The organism is Rhizobium sp. NPDC092011, from assembly GCF_044756305.1.
Classification (GTDB): Bacteria; Pseudomonadota; Alphaproteobacteria; order Rhizobiales; family Rhizobiaceae; genus Rhizobium.
Window position 1 is genome coordinate 1,508,440 of sequence record NZ_JBIVSO010000001.1, and the last position, 17,358, is coordinate 1,525,797.

Sequence of the window (17,358 nt, forward strand, 5' to 3'; positions counted from 1 at the left end):
GTCGAGCGGACCGGCGCCGGTGGGGCCCGCGTCGGTCCGCTCCCATCCTTCCGAAATGGAGATACAGTTTCCGTGACTTTCCTTCCTAGCTTGAGAACTATGCTCGCTGCCGTCGCTGCAACCGCCCTGACAGGCTTTGGCGCGGCGTGGGCGGCCGACGAGTTCGACCTAAGCCCTGAACAATCCGGGCGTATCCATGCAATCAAGAACGAGGCCGCGATCGCCTCCATACCCAAGGGCTTCAAGTTTGTGACGCCGGGCAAATTGACGGTGGGCGTCGCTCCCGGCGGACCGCCGCTTGCCACCTATGCAACGGACGCCCAGACCGTCGTTGGAGCCGATCCCGACTATGCATCCGCCGTTGCTGATGCGCTCGGGTTGAAGCTGGAACTCGTTCCGGTTGCCTGGGCCGACTGGCCGCTCGGTTTGACATCGGGCAAATACGATGCCGTCGTTTCCAATGTCGGCGTCACCGAACAGCGCAAGGAGAAGTTCGATTTCTCCACCTACCGGCAGGGTCTCCATGGTTTCTTCGTCACAGGCAAAAGCAAGATCGCATCCATCAAGGAGCCGAAGGATGCCGCGGGACTGAGGATTATCGTCAGCGCCGGCACGAACCAGGAGCGAATTCTGGTGAAGTGGAGCGATGGGGATACGAAGGCCGGTCTGAAACCGATCGAATTGCAATATTACGACGACGACGCTGCCAGCCTGCTTGCCCTTCGCTCAGAGCGGGCCGACGTCATAGTGCAGCCACACGCCCAGCTCGTCTACATCGCCGCACGCGACAAGGACATCAAAGGTGTCGGTACACTGAGCGCCGGTTGGCCGGATCGTTCCGATGTCGCGATTGCCACCCGCAGGGGGAGTGGCCTTGCAACCGCGCTCACCGCCGCGACGAACGGACTGATCCAGGACGGCACCTATGCCAGGATCCTCGATCATTGGCATCTGGCAGAGGAAGCCTTGCCGAAATCGGAAACCAATCCGCCCGGCCTGCCGAAATTTTGAGGAGACAGTGCGATGAGCCATCCCGCCCCATCGATCAGCCACATCGGCTTTCTGACGCCTGGCAACTATCCCGACGAGGATCCGCTGGCGGGCCTCGAGCAAACCTTGCAGCTTCTGGAGTATGGCGAGCAGAGAGGGTTTGACAGCGCCTGGGTTCGGCAGCGTCACCTCGAACCCGGAATTTCCTCGGCCAGCGCCTTTCTGGCGGCGGCAACGCAGCGTACGCGTCATATCGAGCTGGGAACTGCCGTCATTCCGATCGGCTACGAAAGCCCTTACCGCCTCGCGGAAGATCTCGCGACGGTCGACGTTCTGTCGAAAGGAAGGCTCAACATCGGATTGAGCGCCGGACGACCACTGCACGCCGACCTGATCGGGCCGCTCGCCTTCGATGGCGATTGGGAGAACCACGATTTCTCCCATCAGCGGGTGCTGCGCTTTGCCGACAATCTTCGCGGCACCTATGTCGGTGATCGGGATACGGTCATCAAGACCCCGTTCGGCCCGCAGCGCCCACGTTTGCAGCCCTATGCCAAGGGGTTGATCGATCGCATCTGGTACGGCGGCGGTTCGTTGCGTTCGGCCGCCTGGGCCGGCCGCAACGGTTTCAATCTCCTGATCGGCAATGTCACGACCGGCGAGGAGACCGACGATTTCTTCGTCGCACAATCCCGGCAACTCGAAACCTATCGCGCTTCCGGCGGCGATACGAGGCGGGTCGCACTCGGCCGTGTCATCGTTCCCCTCGACAGCGCCGATGCCGTCACGCGCAAGCGCTATACCGACTATGCCGCCGGTCGCTACGAGCGTACGCTTTCCCCGCAGGGTGAACGGCGAACGCTCTTTGCACGCGATCTTGTCGGTACGTCGGCGGAAATCCTGGAGCGTCTCCATGCGGATCCGATCCTGCCCTATGTCAGCGAATTTCGTTTGGAGCTGCCCTACGAATTCCACGACGAGGAATATCGGCAGATCCTGCATGATTTCGTGACGAACATTGCACCGCACTTGGGGTGGAGAGCTGCTCCGGTCTTGCGCCGCACGGCATCCTGAAATCAGGGATACTGCTAGTCGGGTGCGGATCGGCAGAGACGTATGCCGGTCCGCTCCTTCCTTCAGCCCACGGTTATTCAGCTCGGGATCGCGACGGGATGGCCCGAGGACGGATGGTGGATGATGTGCATGTCCAGCCCATAGATAGCGCGTAGCGCGTCCGTGGTCAGGATGTCATCCGGCGCGCCGTCGGCGATAATCCGCCCCGAATGCAGGGCGATGATGTGATCGCAGAAACGCGCCGCCATGTTGACATCGTGGAGCACGACGACAACGCCAAGGCCCTTGGCGTGGCTGAGGCTCTGAACCAGCGACAGAACCTCGATCTGATGCCCGACGTCGAGAGCCGAGGTTGGCTCGTCGAGCAGCAGGCATTCGGCGTCCTGGGCGACCAGCATGGCAAGCCAGCAGCGTTGACGCTCGCCACCGGAAAGTGTGTCGACGAGACGATCCGCCATGCCGGCGACATCGGTAAGCCGCATGGCTTCCTCCACCTTCTCGCGATCCGTCTGGCCGAAGCGGCCGAGCGCGCCGTGCCAGGGATAACGACCGAGCGCCACGAGTTCGCGCACCAGCATTCCTGCTGCGGCGGGCGTGGCTTGCGGCAGATAGGCGACCTTGCGGGCAAACGGCCGGTCTCCCCAGCTCGACAGAGGCTTGCCCTCGAAGCGGATGGTACCGCTCGCCGCAGATTGCTGTCGCGCCAGCAGCTTCAGCAGCGTCGATTTTCCTGAGCCGTTGTGGCCGATGAGGCCGACGATCTGCCGTGGCGCGAGCGTGAGGGTGAGTGGCTGCAGAAGCGTACGATCCGATACTGCAAAGGAGACCGCATCAAGCTCGAAGAGCGCTTCGTCCGATGTTGCCGATACGCCGATTGGCGGAACGCTGCGCGCTTCGGAGGCGGTCGTCGTCATCACTTATGGTCCTTCGTCTTTTCGTCGCGTTCGACCCACGGATGGATCGTCAATCAGAGCATCTCCGTCCTAGCAAGAGATGGGTCTTGATTGCTATACTTATTCTTGAGTTTTATGCACTTGTTTTTTATGCGGGCCAGAAAAGCAAGGCGCCGCAATCTGCAGAGGGCGATTGCGGCGGTCCAACGAGCCAGCGGTAGATGGTGTTTTCAGCTCGCAGCCCCGGTTTCCAGGCCGGAGAGAATGTGTTCGGCAAGCGTGAACGCTTCCGTGTTCGAGGCGACGATCTCCATTCTTGTGCCGAAGGCTTTCGTTGCAAGGCTCATCTGGACTTGTATCGCGGCGCGCTTGATGGCGCTGGCTTCGACCCCGATGACGGCCTTGCAGGTCGCCGCGAGGGCTGCCTTGTTTTTCTTGAGCCAGATGCCACGCACCTTGCGGTCTTCGTGATCCTCGGCGGGTTGGTCGCCTTCCATGATTACAACGAACGGCATGGAGAGGGCGAGAAGGGAGTCCATCTCCCGTTCCCATTGCTGCGCATAACCCGGTCGTACGGATTGCGCGCTCTGGCGGATGATCGGCCATTCGGAGACGTCGTGGAAAGTGAATGCGGTTGCGTCGATAGTCATGGCGTTCTTCCTCAGGCGAGATTTTCGAATAGCATTGCGGCACCACGTTCGGATGCATCGATCGCGCGGCTGGCCCGATCGCGCATGTCCGCCTCATAGTCGAGCATCGCTATGTTGGCCGATCTGGCTTGCGATCGCGCATCGGACAGGATCTCCGCAAGAACGCGGGCATCTTCGAGTGTCGTGTTGGCACCGAGGCCGCCGGCAGGGCTCATGGCATGGATTGCGTCTCCCAGAAGCGTCACCGCACCGAAAGACCATAGGGCGTCCGGGCGTCCGCTGCGAATGGGCAGCGCTGCGACATCAGCAGGATTGCTCCGGCTGATGACCTGCCTGATACCCGGATGCCAGCCACGCATGGCGTTCGTCAGCAAGACCGGGAGATCCTGAACGTGATCGTATTTCTCCAGACCAAGTCGTTGCCGGGGTCCGATCAGCGCCCAATAGAGATAATCCGCCATCGGCGTGAGGTTGCAGCCTGGGGCGAAGCGGGAGGTAAGCGTCGAGAAGTCATCGTCAAAACGCATGAGATCGAAGATGGCCGTGCAGCCATCCGCAAAGACCACGGTGGTGTCGTCGCTCAAGAGGTCGCAGCCCTCCGCCAGCGGCAGTTCCATCTTGCCGTAGATGCATATGGATCCCGTATCTCGCGGTTCGGCGTAGGGAGCGAGTTGCCTGCGGACCCGCGAATTCACGCCATCTGCGCCGACCAAGAGGTCGCAGGATACTAGCGGCAGTCCGTCCAAAGAGACCGAGACGGACCCGTCTTCAAAGCAACGATAGCTTTTCAACTCATGTCCGAAATGGACGTTTTCCTCGATCCCCGCCAACAGGATTTCACGAAGGGTCTGACGGTTGACGCTCAAGTCACCGATATCGTCGTCCTCGCCCATATCCCAACTCGCTGGCGTGCGTCCTTCGATGGGGAGAAGCTGCGGGGTGACGAAGCGGCCGGACGAGGCATTGAGAGAGGCCGTCGCTCGAAAAAGGGCAAAGAGCTCCTGCGGAATGCAGGCTGCGAGTGCCCTCTGTCCTTCGGCGTCTATCCGGATGCGATAGCCTTGAAGCCGGCTATCGGGCGCCGCGTCGCGCTCGTAGACGTCAAAACTGATGCCAGCGCGCTTCAATCCCTGTGCAAGGCACAGACCTCCGAGGCCTGCGCCGATGATGACGACATGAAAATCCTGCATGAGCTATTCGATTCCGTTCTGCTTTCAATCTTAAGAACAAGCAGGACAATAGCGCAGGGTTATCCGGACGTGATAACGACATCCGGACGATAAATGTAGCAAAGCGGCCAAACGAATATGGATCTGGAAGACATTGTCGACTGGGCAGACGGTCCACCCCTTATCGCCTTCTGGGGATCGGATGAGCCCGGCAGCGCTTTTCGCCTCGGCACATTGGAATATGACTGGCACTCCCATGCCCGCGGTCAGCTTTTCTGCATCGAGAGCGGCCTTGTGCACATGCGGACACCGGGCGGCTCATGGCTTCTGCCGCCACGTCGTGCAGGTTGGATCCCGCCGGGCATGATGCATAAGGCGAGCGTCAACGGTGTGCTGAGTGGATGGGGGATCTCGCTGACACCGCTTGCCAGCGCAAGCCTACCCGAGAGCCCGTGTGTTTTAAGCATTAGCGAGGTGTTGCGCGCGCTGGTGCGAAGGGCGGCTACCTGGCATTGGGAAGAAAGGCTTTCGCCACCGCAACGCCGCCTTGCCGCCGTTTTGCTGGACGAAGTTCGCGCAGCTCCGACCGAAAGCCTCCATTTGCCCATGCCTGGGGAGCGGCGCGTTCTCCGTATCGCCGAAGCTGTGCTTCGGGATCCGGCCAGTGAGGAGACATTCCATGCTCTTGCGCAGCAGGCCGGCATCTCCGAGCGCTCGGCACGACGCCTGTTTCATTCGGAAACGGGCATGTCATTCGCCAATTGGCGTCAGCAGGCGCGATTGCTGCTTGCGCTGGAAGAGTTGACCGCCGGACGCTCGATCATCGAGGTTGCCGACAGCCTCGGCTATGCGAGCGCGAGCAGTTTCATAGCGATGTTCAAAAAGGCGTTCGGCCTGTCGCCGCGTCGTTATCTTGCGGTGAGGAAGCCCTGAATTGCGGCGCGCGCAGCAAGACGATGCGTGCGGCAAGAGCGCAAATGGGCGCCGAAGGTTGTCGGCGCCCATGCTTCATTTTCAATAAGTTTAAGCAGCCACCCGCCTGCGCTTGCCACCAAGCAGGCGCAGGGCATTCATGGTCACGAGCACAGTCGCACCGGTATCGGCAAGGATCGCGGGCCAAAGGCCGGTGATGCCGATGATCGTGGTGACCAGGAATACACCCTTGAGGCCGAGCGCGATGGTGATGTTCTGGCCGATATTGCTCATCGTCCGCTTCGAAAGATCGATCATCTCGATGACGTCGCCAACGCGTCCATGCAGCACGGCGGCGTCTGCCGTTTCGAGTGCGACATCGGTTCCGCCACCCATGGCGATTCCGACATCGGCAGCGGCCAGTGCCGGCGCATCATTGATGCCGTCACCGACCTTGGCGACACGAAGGCCCTGGCGCTTCAGTTCGCCGACGATGCGCTGCTTGTCTTCGGGCAGCAGTTCAGCGCGAACCTCGATGCCGAGCGTCTTGCCGATGGCTTGTGCGGTACGCTTGTTGTCGCCTGTCAGCATGATTGTCTTGATACCGGCGTCCGTCAGAGCCTTAAGGCCTGCCGCAGTATCGGCGCGGGGTTCGTCCCGCATCGCAAGCAGCCCGGCGACGCTTCCCTTGGCCAGGAGAACGGAGACCGTCTTTCCCTCGTCATTGAGGGCGGCAATCCGAGCCGCTTGTTCCGGCGCGAGTGAAACCTTGTCGGCAACGGCCTGCGGCGAACCTAGGAAAACGTCAACGCCATCGACGGTGCCGCTCACGCCCTTGCCGCCGATCGCCTTCGCGTCGAAGGTCGAGGGAACGTCGATCCCGTCCGCCGAGGCGCGACCGAGGATTGCCTGGGCCAGCGGATGGCTGGATCCGGTTTCAAGCGCTGCCGCCAGTCGAAGTACCTCGGTCTCGCTCATGCCGAGGCCAACAAGGTCGGTGACCTTCGGTTTGCCTTCCGTCAGGGTCCCGGTCTTGTCGAACGCAACGGCTGTCACCTTGCCGATGTTTTCCAGCACGGCTCCGCCCTTGAGCAGCAGGCCGCGTCTCGCACCCGATGACAAGGATGCTGCGATTGCTGCCGGCGTGGAAATGACCAGCGCGCAGGGGCAGCCGATCAGCAGGATGGCGAGGCCCTTATAGACCCATTCGCCCCAAGAGCCGCCGAGAAACAACGGAGGGACGATGGCGACGAGCGCGCCGACCACCACGACACCTGGCGTATAATAACGCGAGAAACGGTCGATAAAGCGCTCGGTCGGGGCCTTCGATTCCTGCGCCTCCTCAACCAGCTTGACCACTCGAGCAATGGTGTTGTCGGCGGCGGCCGCCGTGACGCGGACCCGCAGAACGGCATCGCCATTGACTGTGCCGGCGAAGACTGCGGCATCCGTTCCCTTGCGCACCGGAGTGCTCTCGCCGGTGACGGGAGCTTCGTCGATCGAGCTCTCGCCCGATACGATCACGCCGTCGGCCGAAATACGATCGCCGGGTCGCACCAGAATGATGGCGCCAACGGGCAGGTTTTCGGCCTGGACTTCGCTGATCTTGCCGTTTTCTTCAACAAGCGCGGTCTTGGGGACCAGATCGGTCAGAGATTGGATACTGGCTCGAGCCTTGCTCGCGGCAACACCCTCCAAGAGTTCACCGATCAGGAACAGAAAGACGACGGCTGCCGCTTCTTCGCTGGCGCCGATGATGACCGCGCCAATCGCGGCTATCGTCATCAGCATCTCGATTGAAAAGGGCGTTCCGGCCAGTGCCGCCATGAAGGCGCGTCGGGCAATCGGGATAAGGCCGACCAGCATAGCAGCGGTGAAGATCCATGCGTCCAGTTCCGGGACCATCTTGCCGATGGCCCAGGCAGCGGCAACGGCGACGCCACTGGCGATGGTCAGGCGGCCTTTGGCAGATTTCCACCAAGGTCCGCTGGTCGGCCCATGATCGTGGCCATGGAGGCCAGCGACAGCTTCGCCCGCCGCCTTGTGGCCGTGTCCGGCATGATCATGTCCATGGGCGCCATGATCATGATCATGGTCGTGATCATGTCCGTGGCTATGGTCGTGTCCCTCATGATCGTGGTCATGCGACGAATGGTCGTGATGATCGTGGCCGCAGCCACAGGCATGGTTGTCGACCTCTGCCTTGGCGACTTGCGTGTTGTTCGACGGAAGCGGAATGACTTTGTAGCCCAATCCCGTAACGCGCTTCGCGATGGCAGGTGCGAGGGCCTCGTCACTCTGATGCTTGACCGTCATCGTGCCCGCAGTGACCGAAACGGAGACGTCTTCCACCCCTTGCAGGCGGCGAACGGCTGTATCGATTTTCGAGGCGCAGGAAGCGCAATCCATGCCCTCTACGCGATAGCGGCTCTGTTGTATTGTCGAAGTCATAGCGAGGTTCCAATTTACGTGTTGGACCCATTGCTACATCCTCTAGCTACTAGAGGAACAAGAGCGTTTTTTGAAGTTTTTTGGGGCTGACTTCAGAAATACAGCTAAGGGACTGAAACGCTAGGCAATTTCGGATTTCATCTTCGCTATTGGAGTGGTCTTGCCGAAGCATGCGCCACAGTGACCGTGTTTCTGCCCGCTCGTTTTGCCTCGTAGAGTGCCGCGTCGGCGGTTTTCAGGAGATCCTCGAGCGTTTCCTGTGAGGTCCTGCCGCATGTCACGCCGAGGCTGGCCGTGACGTGCCCTTCACCCAGTCCGCGATGCTGGATCCCGAGGGCCTCGATAGAGCGGCGCGTTCTCTCGGCTATGGCCGAGGCCACCTCGCAATTGGTATCGGGCAATAGGACGAGAATCTCCTCGCCGCCGAAGCGGAACGCGGTTCCGTTGCCGCCGATCTCCTGTGAAATGCATTGGCAGACGGCCCGGATGCACGCGTCGCCCTCCACGTGCCCATGGACATCGTTGAAGAGTTTGAACCTGTCGATATCGAGCATGATGACGGCTATGGAGGCAATCTCTCCGTTTTTTCGCCAGATCGATGCCCGCACACGGTCGAGAGAATGGCGATTGAAAAGGCCGGTGAGTTCGTCCCGCTCCGATTTTTGCTCCAACTCGACATGCAGCAGGCTGCCGCGAAGCTGGTTGAGGAAGTTCAGCCGGTCCTTGTGCTCGGCAAAATAGGCGCTGAGCACGAGGAAGATCGTCAGTGTGACGTAGAAGGTGATGATGCCGGTATAGACGACATCGTCGAAGGCGCCGCTGAGTTTCGTGGTCGTGAATTGCACGGCACACATCAGGGCGAGGCCGAGGAGAATTGTCGGGAAGCGAGGCGCCAGCGCGATAACGAAGAACAGGAAAGCGGCGACGTTGCCGTTCTGGTAGACGAAGAGGTATGGGCTGCCGCTGTGCATGGCGATCGACATGGGCAGGGAGACGCCGAGCACCGCCACGCAGATCGCGAGAAGATCGTAATTCAGCGCGCTTGGCCAGCGCCGGAGCGCGATCACGCTGAACAGAGCAAAAGGTGTGAATATTCCGAAGCGTACCAGCACAAGCTGGGAAAAGACGTCCGCCATCATGGTGCGGTCGCCGAAATAGACGAGATCGTAGATCAGCGTGCCGACGACGGCCCATATCGGCGCTAGCCTCACTCGGTTCGCCGCATAGTCCTGCAGGAAGAGCTTTTCTATCGCCGGTTTGAAACGAAGGAACCGAAACCCGTTCAGGATTTGACGGTCGACCTCTTCCAATGTCACGGCGCTCACCGATGTTACTCCGAACTCATGAGACAGATTTGCGTTTGATAACGCAAAAGTCTGATCAGTCTCTAAAGAGCGGTGAGGCCGTCGGTCGGACAAGCGTCCCGGATCGGGAAACTGTAAGGATACGCGCCCCGGCGCTCGAAGTACCGATGACCATTCAAATGGGCGCGTATCGTATTGGGTCGATTATGGTTTCAGGAGAACCTTGCCTGCCTTGCCGGGTGTCAGCGACGACTTCACCGCCTGTGCGATTTCCGTCATGTCATAGGCCGCTTCCACCGGCAGCTTGACCTCTCCGGCCGCGACGCGCGTGATCAGTTCGCCGATCAGCCGCGTCCTCTCCTCGGTGGTCATGGCCGCGCTGATCTTGCTGCCCCAGAAGCCCTTGATGGTGAGCTGCTTGAAGATGACTGAGCCAGACGCGATCTGCATTGGCTTTCCGGCCGCCGTGCCGAAAGACACAAGCAGGCCGTTTTCGCCCAGAAGGTCGGCAAGATCGTTGCTCGCAACGCCTCCAACGGAATCGACGGCTGCCCGGATAGGGGCGTCGCCAACCATGGCGCGGACCTTCGTTTTCCAATCCGGAGTGGCTGTCGACACGGCGTTTTCCACGCCGAATGCTGCCAGTTCCTCTATTCCGGCGTCGCGGCGGACGAGGTTGATCGCATGCACACCGCGGCTATGCGCCAGCATGGCGAGCGTCTTGCCGACGGCTCCGTTCGCTGCGTTCTGGATGATCCACTCACCCTTCTGGACGTTGAGGAACTCCAGAAGTGCAATGGCGCTGAACGGCATGGCGATGAGCTGTGCGGCAGCTTCGTCGGTGATGACGTCGGGCACAGGAACGAGGCTTGCCGCCGGCGCGATGAATTGCTCGGCCCAGGTGCCGTGAACGCCGGCTGCGACAACGCGCTTTCCGATGAATGCACTATCGACGCCCGTGCCAACCGCATCGACGATGCCCACCGCCTCGCTTCCGCCGATTGCGGGCAGGACCGGCTTGTAGCCATAGGCGCCCCGTACCGTCCAAAGGTCGTGGTTGTGGATTGGCGACAGAATGGTGCGGATGCGCACCTGTCCGGCGACTGGTTGCGGCAAAGGCATCTCGGCAAGACGAAGAACTGCAGCCGGGTCGCCGAAGACTTCGTGAATGGCGCTACGCATTATGGTTTCCTTGCATGTTTGATGTGCTTGTCCTGGCTTTGCTCAAAGGCTGCCGGGGGCGGAAAGGGCTTGCTCGGTCGCAAACATGGCTTGATCGAGCGGTGTTTTGTCTTTTCCAAGTTTGGCGAGGATTGCCGCGCCAAGCCATAGGCTATAGAGCGAACGGGCCATCTTCTCCGGCACGCATGATGGCGAGATGGAACCGTCATCACGCCCCTCCGTCAGCGTGGTGGCAATGCGTCGGAGAAGGTCGTCGACACCGCCGAGCAGGATCACGCGCATGCTTTCGGAAAGATCGGAGATTTCGGCTGCAAGCTTCACGACAAGGCAACGGTCGGCAAGGCTACCGGCATTGCCGTCGGCAAGCCATGCGTTCCAATAGTGCATCAACCGCTGACGCCCGTTTCCTTTCCAGCCGAAAAGCGTATCGAGGCGCTGCGCGTAGTCGGCACAATATTCCTTGAGCAGGGCGCAGCCGAACGCCTCCTTGGAGGCAAAATAATAATAGAAAGATCCTTTCGGAACGGCACTCTGTTCGAGCAGTTCCTTAAGCCCAACGCCTCCAAAACCTTTGCGCAATACGAGCTCTCGCCCGATCTCAAGGATATGGTTGCGTGTCAGATCAGATTTCTTTCTGGTCGCCATGGCCAGTGCGATAACAAATAATCGACCGGTCGTCTACAAGGCGGACGTTGTTTACATTCATATCAACGAAAGGGCCGCCAGCGATAGGATCAGGGCAGGAAACATCACGACCATACCGAGCTTGAGGAAAGCCCATGCACCCATATGCAGACCTTCCCGACGAAGCGCGGCGAGCCATAGGATGGTGGCGAGCGACCCGGTGACGGAGAGGTTAGGGCCAAGATCGACACCGATGAGAACGGCCCCGGCAATGGCATCCGGAACATGCGCCGCCTGCACGGCGCTGCCCGCGAAGAGACCAGCCGGCAAATTGTTGACGAGGTTGGAAACGATCGCGACCGAAAGCCCCGCTGCTCCGACCGCCTGCGTTTGCGACGTGGCCGCAAGCGATGCCAGCTGTCCGGACATAAGAGCGGTCAGGCCGGTGTGGTTGACCGCTTCAACGATGACGAACAGGCCAGCGACGAGAGGCAATACGCTCCAGCTAATGCCACTCATAGTCTCGACGGGGCTCTGGCGCGTCAGGGCGAGGACAATAATGGTGGTGACGACACCGGCTGCGAAGGTTGGGATACCCAAATCCGCGTGCATGGCCGATGCGGCGATCAGGATGACCGCCGTCACCAGAAGCCCCCATCCGGCTAATTTGGCACTGTGTGAAAGAGCTGGCTCCTCGACATTGCGGGCGATGCTGTCTTCTGCAAGCGCATGTCTCTGCGTCCAGTACAGACAAGCGAAGGTCACGACGATCGAGACGATCGACGGGAGCAGGAACGTCGCCATCCAGCGGGAGAGGGGCGGCATTTCACCGCCGGCAAAAATCACCAGATTGGCCGGGTTGGAAATCGGCAAGACGAAACTGGCGGCATTGGCGATGAAAGCGCAGACCAGCAGGTAGGGCATTGGATCCCTGACCCGCGCCGCCCGGCACGCAGCATAAACGGCCGGTGTCAGAACCACTGCGGTCGCGTCATTCGACAGAAACACGGTCACCACCACGCCGACGATATAGACGAGTAAAAACAGTCGTCGAGGCGAGCCTTTGGCGTGCGACGTGGCTATCGCCGCTACCCAATCGAACAATCCCTCGCGGCGCGCTAGCTCCGACAGGAGCATCATGCCGATGAGGAACAGATAGACGTCGAACCCCTTGGAGACGCCAGCCCATACGTCGGTGGGGCCGATCAACCGGAAAGCAAGGAGAAGAGCCGCGCCAAGAACGGCCCAGACCGCCTCAGGCCAGCGGAACGGGCGTGCGACAACGCCCAGGGCGGTTAGTCCGGCGATGCCCCAAGTGATGGCGGATTCGGTCATTCAGATGATCTTGGATACGGGTTGCACGCGGTTATCTAGCATCCCCGACCTACAAGGCAAGCGATCATTGGCGGCATGGCACGCACGGTCTTGCTTAGCTGCGGCGAGAGAGAGGCGTCCTCTCGGCACGATCGACGAGGACCGAGCATTCAGCGTGCTGGATGACATACTCCGTCGTCGAGCCGAAAATTCGGTCGAAAATATCCGAAGCATGTGTTGCAAGCACCAGCAGATCGGCTCTTTTCTCTTTGGCAACGAGAAGGAGCATCTTCGACGCCGTGCCGGTACGCACATCAATCTGGGCGTTGATGCCAAGACGCCTGCAGAGCACGCTGAGCTTTTCTTCCGCCTCGCCGATGGCGGAAACGGCTCTCTCATCCGGGTTTTCACGTGCCGACGGAAAGCGTTCGATGATGTGCACCACCGTCAGTTCGCCGCCGGGCGTGAGGAGTGCGTTAGATGTGCGCAGCAAATGCTCGGCCCGCTCGCGCGAGCCCAGTCCAATCGCACAAATAACCCTGTCATACATTCCAATCCCCTTACACGCCTCTTTGCACGAACAGTTCACGTCTTCTGTCATCGATCTCAGCTCGCATTCGCCGAGAAAGCCTATGTCTGCGCAGAGCATCGACAATGCGGTCGTCAGTCAAGCCTTGTTTTTGGCATGACGTGCGCGAGGCATCCAATGCTTACCCGGATACGCTTTTCAGCACAGGTTGTCGTCATGACGATTATGACCCTGGGCAAGCGATTCGGCGATCCCAATCGTGCGGTCGGCTTTGATCATGGTCGGAACGGTCATCGATCTCACTTTCCATCGAGACCCGAGGAAACGGCAACTTGAGACGCTTGAGGAATTCACAGATGGAGAACACTGAGATCGATCGTCGCCAGAAGAATGCTGCGTCGCAAAAATGACTTGGCCGTCTAGCGAACTGCTAAATCTACGTCTTAAACGAGCTAAATCAGCATGTTGGAGTGGGATCAGCTTGTTCTGCGTCAATCTGCCATAGTCTCAAACAAGGCCTGCGACATCCTGTGTGCTTTTGCGCAGTGCACAATACGCATAGATCATTTCGCGAACAGCTTGCTGATAGATCAACTATTCGGCGAGACGGATTGTGCTATTCTTGTCGCTGACAAGCGGCGAAAAGCCGGTCATATTAGCGCTCCGATATAGTCGATTGCCGCAAGCGTGTTCTGGGTTCGACGAAGGATGGATGTATCTGCCCTGCAGTTCATTCGCTCCTGTTCCATCGGCGGCCCTTCCTTGGTGACACAAACGGGAAAGGATGGGCCAAAGTGAGTGCTTCCTCCGCCAGCGACGGGATAATGGAGAGACGGGAGGTTCTCGGAACGAGCACCTCGGAGGGCACGGATGCTCTTCAGATTACGTCTCATCAGTCCGCTGGTCGCGGCGCTGCCGCAAGTCTTGCGCCGGCTATTCTCTGTCTTTCCTCGCTATTGTGGATCGGCCAGGCCGCGATGCTGGCGATCGGCGTGGGCGCGATCAGCCAGGGTGGCGGCGTTGCCGAGGTGACAAACCCTGCCTTGCTTGTCGTGGGCCTCGGTATCCTGCGGGCGTTTCTGGATGCGGCAGGCGGTCGGTTGGCCTTTCGCGCTGCCCGGCGCGAACTGAGCATCCATCGGGCGGCTGCGACAGCCGTGCTTGCTGGGCGCTCGCCTCTCGATAGTGGTCGACCTGCATCCGGTCTGGCGGCGAGTGTCTTGGGCGAGCAGGCCGAGGCAGTCGTTCCCTATCTTGCGCGCTTTCGACCTGCCCGGATGAAAGCAACGGTCGTGCCTCTGGTCATGCTGATGTGCATTCTGCCCATTTCGTGGGTCGCAGCGCTCATCCTGACTTTCTGCGCACCGCTGATTCCGATCTTCATGGCGTTGATCGGATGGCGCGCCAAGGCAGCCAGCGAGAAACAGCTTGCCGAGACGGGCGGTATCAATGCCTTTCTGCTCGACCGGCTCCGTGGCCTTGCAACCATCCGCGCGCTCGATGCCGTCGATGTGACGGCCATGCGGCTACGGGCGGATGCGGACTCCTTGCGGATTCGCACCATGGCCGTGCTGAAGATCGCCTTTCTGTCTTCCGCCGTACTCGAATTCTTCGCTGCGCTCGGTGTGGCCGCTACCGCAGTCTATGTCGGTTTCAGCCTGTTGGGGTCGATCGATATCGGCACCTGGGAAGGCCGGTTGACGCTCAGCCAAGGGCTTGTCATTCTCCTGCTCGCTCCGGCCTTCTTTGAGCCGCTGCGCGAATTGTCTGCCGTCTGGCATGATCGTGCGGGTGGCGAAGCGGCGCTTGCGGCGTTGAAGGCACTCGCGTCGTCGCAGCAAACCATTCTTGGCGGCAGCGATGCGAAGCCTGTCTTGTCCGTTGGCCCGGCATCGATCGAGATCGAAGGGCTGGTCTTTCGCCACGCGGCTGGGCGCAAAGCCGTTATCGATCACCTCGATCTGTCGATTGCTCCCGGAGAGCATGTCGCGCTCTGGGGCGCCAGCGGCTCCGGCAAGACCACGATCCTGTCCCTGATGGCGGGACTGGCACGGTCGGAGGCCGGCGTGGTGCGCATCGCCGGCATACCGTTGCGTGACTATAATGCCGATAGCCTGCGCCGCCGCATGGCGTGGATCGGTCAAGCGCCGCATGTTTTTGCCGGAAGCGTCATGCGCAACGTGGCGCTCGGGCGCAAGGGCATCGACGGTCCGGCGGTTGCGCACGCACTTGACGGTGTCGCACTCGATAAGGTCTTCACGCCGCAGCGCGTGGCGACGGTCGGGGAAGGTGGCCTCGGTCTCTCCGGTGGTGAAGCGCTGCGGCTTGCGCTGGCGCGCATGATGGTCGATGAGAATGCGGATATCATTCTTGCCGATGAACCGACCGCGCATCTCGACGCGGAGACGGCCTCTGCCGTCACGGATGCACTGCTCGCACTCGCCAAAGGGCGTATTTTGATCGTGGCGACGCATGATCCGGTACTGGCCGGGCGTCTCGGCCGGATCGTCCGCCTGGATGCGCAATCGCAAGGGGTTGCAGCATGAAGGGCGCCATCAAGACGCTTTTGCCTGTCGTCAAACTATTCTGGAGCGAGCGCGGTGCGAGCCTTGCATTGGGTGCAGGCCTTTCCACCTTGGCCATGCTCGCCGGTGGCGGTTTGCTCGGTCTCTCCGGCTGGTTCATCACGGCTTCGGCCTTTGCCGGCCTGACGGTTTCGAGCGCCATGGTCTTTGACGTCTTTATGCCGTCTGCGGGCATTCGCCTGCTTGCAATCGGTCGAACGGCGTCGCGTTACGGCGAGCGGCTCGTCACGCATGACGCAACGCTGAAGGTGCTTGCGGCACTGCGCGAACGGCTATTTCGCGGCTGGGCGGAGCCCGCCGCCGCCGCCCGGATGATCCGCCGCCCGGCAAAGCTGCTGTTTCGGCTGACGAACGATGTCGATGCGCTCGATTCGCTCTATTTGCGCATATTGGTTCCGGCCGTTGTCGCCATACTTGCCGCTTGTGCGGTGACGATCGCGCTCTGTTTCATCGATCCGGCACTGGGCGCCCTTGCCGGGCTGTGGCTCGTCATCGTCTGTCTCGGCCTTTCTTTTGTCGGTGGACGTATGGCGTTGAAGCCGGGACGCCGACGCGCACATGCGATGGAAGCGCTGCGAGCCCGGAGCATCGATCTCGTCGCTGGCCAAACGGAGCTGGCAATGGTCGGGCAATTGCAGGCTCAGCGGATCGCCGTTGCCGAAGCCGACAAGCGTCTTGCGAAAGCGGACGATGCCCTTAACCGGATAGACAGTGTTGTCGCTGCCGGCTTCTCGCTTGCTTCCACATTGCTGCTGACCGCCACCCTGTTGACGGTCGCCTTGCTCGCCAAACAGGGGGTGATCGGAGCGCCTGCGGCAGCCTTGGCGTTGCTCGTCGCCTTCGCTGCCACCGAGCCTTTCGCGGCGATGCGCCGCGGAGTTCTCGAACTTGGACGGACGTTGCTCGCAGTCAGGCGCATCTCGCCTCGGCTCAAAGCTGAGGCAGCAGCGCAAACTATGGCAAGACCGGCCGCCGGCTACGCCTTTCAACTTACGAGCGTCCTTGCGGGGCATGAGGAAAAGGCACGGCCGGTGCTGCAAGACCTTTCCTTGTCGTTGGCTGTTGGAGAACGGCTGGCCGTGATCGGCCCGAGCGGTGTCGGTAAATCGACGCTGCTGGCGCTGCTTGCCGGCGAGATCGTGGCAAGCGGCGGATCGGCTGCGTGCCTGCCTTCCGCAACGCTGACGCAGCGCAGCGAACTGTTTCAGGACACGGTGCGCGGCAACCTGCAACTGGCGGCGCCGGATGCGGATGACAATCAATTGCGCAAGGCACTCGCGGCAGCAGGGCTACTGGCGGACGTCGAAGCCTTGCCGCACGGTCTTTCCACACGGCTTGGCGAAGGAGGCGCCGGCCTGTCCGGCGGCCAATTGCGCCGGCTGGCCCTTGCAAGGCTCCTATTGCGCGACACGCCGCTCTGGCTGCTCGATGAGCCGACGGAAGGCCTCGATGGGAGGACGGCCGGGGCGGTGCTCGATGGGCTCGCTTCGGTCGCCGCTGGACGCAGCCTCGTCATTGCGACGCATATCCGCCGGGAAGCCGCTTTGGCCGACCGGATCGCACTGCTGGATGGCGGTCGCATCGCCGCAAGCGCAGTCCGCGGCACCATGGAATTCGAAATGCTTCTCGACCGGCTTCGGCCGGACTGAGGGGTCAGTAACATGCCTGCGGCGCGTCGAAT

The 17,358-nt window shown here is 60.9% G+C and carries 14 protein-coding genes; 5 read left to right on the forward strand and 9 right to left on the reverse strand.

Annotated features, from left to right (window positions below; all coding sequences use genetic code 11):
* The first annotated feature begins 99 nt into the window (after positions 1 to 99).
* The gene (locus ACIQJ2_RS06905; protein ID WP_400668699.1) at positions 100 to 1,011 is read left to right on the forward strand and encodes an ABC transporter substrate-binding protein; all 912 of its coding nucleotides are present in this window, start codon (positions 100 to 102) and stop codon (positions 1,009 to 1,011) included.
* A 12-nt stretch (positions 1,012 to 1,023) separates the two neighbouring features.
* Positions 1,024 to 2,064, forward strand: a complete 1,041-nt coding sequence (locus ACIQJ2_RS06910) for an LLM class flavin-dependent oxidoreductase (protein ID WP_400668110.1) — start codon at positions 1,024 to 1,026, stop codon at positions 2,062 to 2,064.
* 77 nt (positions 2,065 to 2,141) lie between these two features.
* On the opposite strand, the gene ACIQJ2_RS06915 is transcribed toward ACIQJ2_RS06910, so the two are convergent.
* The 3 genes from ACIQJ2_RS06915 to ACIQJ2_RS06925 form a co-directional block, all read right to left on the reverse strand.
* The gene (locus ACIQJ2_RS06915) at positions 2,142 to 2,978 is read right to left on the reverse strand and encodes an ATP-binding cassette domain-containing protein (protein ID WP_400668112.1); all 837 of its coding nucleotides are present in this window, start codon (positions 2,976 to 2,978) and stop codon (positions 2,142 to 2,144) included.
* 209 nt (positions 2,979 to 3,187) lie between these two features.
* Complete coding sequence (locus tag ACIQJ2_RS06920; RefSeq protein WP_400668115.1) at positions 3,188 to 3,607, reverse strand: hypothetical protein; 420 nt, start codon at positions 3,605 to 3,607, stop codon at positions 3,188 to 3,190.
* Positions 3,608 to 3,618: 11 nt separating this feature from the next.
* A complete protein-coding gene (locus ACIQJ2_RS06925; RefSeq protein WP_400668116.1) occupies positions 3,619 to 4,797 on the reverse strand; it encodes an FAD-dependent oxidoreductase in 1,179 nt (392 codons plus the stop codon).
* Positions 4,798 to 4,914: 117 nt separating this feature from the next.
* On the opposite strand from ACIQJ2_RS06925, the gene ACIQJ2_RS06930 reads away from it, so the two are divergent.
* Positions 4,915 to 5,709: an AraC family transcriptional regulator gene (locus ACIQJ2_RS06930; protein WP_400668119.1), complete on the forward strand. Its 795-nt coding sequence runs from the start codon at positions 4,915 to 4,917 to the stop codon at positions 5,707 to 5,709.
* Between the two features lie 90 nt (positions 5,710 to 5,799).
* Here the strand turns inward: ACIQJ2_RS06930 and ACIQJ2_RS06935 are convergent, their stop codons facing one another.
* The 6 genes from ACIQJ2_RS06935 to ACIQJ2_RS06960 form a co-directional block, all read right to left on the reverse strand.
* Positions 5,800 to 8,139, reverse strand: a complete 2,340-nt coding sequence (locus tag ACIQJ2_RS06935; RefSeq protein WP_400668121.1) for a heavy metal translocating P-type ATPase — start codon at positions 8,137 to 8,139, stop codon at positions 5,800 to 5,802.
* Between the two features lie 146 nt (positions 8,140 to 8,285).
* Positions 8,286 to 9,464 carry a GGDEF domain-containing protein gene (locus ACIQJ2_RS06940; RefSeq protein WP_400668124.1) on the reverse strand — a complete coding sequence of 393 codons (1,179 nt, stop codon included), beginning with the start codon at positions 9,462 to 9,464 and terminating at the stop codon, positions 8,286 to 8,288.
* Between the two features lie 183 nt (positions 9,465 to 9,647).
* Complete coding sequence (locus ACIQJ2_RS06945) at positions 9,648 to 10,625, reverse strand: zinc-binding dehydrogenase (RefSeq protein ID WP_400668127.1); 978 nt, start codon at positions 10,623 to 10,625, stop codon at positions 9,648 to 9,650.
* Between the two features lie 42 nt (positions 10,626 to 10,667).
* Entirely contained in the window at positions 10,668 to 11,270 is a 603-nt protein-coding gene (locus ACIQJ2_RS06950; protein WP_199087525.1) for a TetR/AcrR family transcriptional regulator, read from the reverse strand.
* A gap of 57 nt (positions 11,271 to 11,327) precedes the next feature.
* Complete coding sequence (locus ACIQJ2_RS06955) at positions 11,328 to 12,584, reverse strand: arsenic transporter (protein WP_400668130.1); 1,257 nt, start codon at positions 12,582 to 12,584, stop codon at positions 11,328 to 11,330.
* A 94-nt stretch (positions 12,585 to 12,678) separates the two neighbouring features.
* Complete coding sequence (locus tag ACIQJ2_RS06960) at positions 12,679 to 13,113, reverse strand: universal stress protein (protein ID WP_400668133.1); 435 nt, start codon at positions 13,111 to 13,113, stop codon at positions 12,679 to 12,681.
* An 803-nt stretch (positions 13,114 to 13,916) separates the two neighbouring features.
* On the opposite strand from ACIQJ2_RS06960, the gene cydD reads away from it, so the two are divergent.
* The gene (gene cydD, locus ACIQJ2_RS06965; protein WP_400668701.1) at positions 13,917 to 15,638 is read left to right on the forward strand and encodes a thiol reductant ABC exporter subunit CydD; all 1,722 of its coding nucleotides are present in this window, start codon (positions 13,917 to 13,919) and stop codon (positions 15,636 to 15,638) included.
* Positions 15,635 to 17,326 carry a thiol reductant ABC exporter subunit CydC gene (gene cydC, locus ACIQJ2_RS06970; RefSeq protein ID WP_400668135.1) on the forward strand — a complete coding sequence of 564 codons (1,692 nt, stop codon included), beginning with the start codon at positions 15,635 to 15,637 and terminating at the stop codon, positions 17,324 to 17,326. The genes cydD and cydC overlap by 4 nt, the downstream gene beginning before the upstream one ends.
* The last annotated feature ends 32 nt before the right edge of the window (positions 17,327 to 17,358 follow it).